This is a genomic window from Rhizobium ecuadorense, assembly GCF_001187535.1.
Lineage (GTDB): Bacteria > Pseudomonadota > Alphaproteobacteria > Rhizobiales > Rhizobiaceae > Rhizobium > Rhizobium ecuadorense.
The window spans coordinates 1-219 of sequence record NZ_LFIO01000479.1 but is presented as its reverse complement, the minus strand read 5'-3'; the positions used below and the strand labels follow the sequence as shown (position 1 = coordinate 219).

At 48.4% G+C, this 219-nt stretch carries 1 pseudogene; it reads left to right on the top strand.

Annotated features, from left to right (window positions below):
* Nucleotides 1-144: 144 nt before the first annotated feature.
* Nucleotides 145-219 (top strand): annotated as a pseudogene (locus AF337_RS42015) (FMN reductase); the annotation flags it as partial.

The following is a 219-nucleotide window of genomic DNA, read 5'->3' as shown; positions in this document are numbered from 1 at the left end:
CACGTCGCCATCGCCCACAGGCCCGAACGTATTTTTCTCCTCATATGGGGAAGAGGGATCACCATTCCTTTAATCCACTATTTTTATAGATAATATTCGTCCAATAATGACGTCGGTTTCGGCACGATATTGGAAGGAAATGGCATGTCTGCTCCCAAACTGGTCGGCCTTGCGGGTAGTTTCAACCGCCCCTCGAAGACCTTTGCGCTTGTTGAAAAC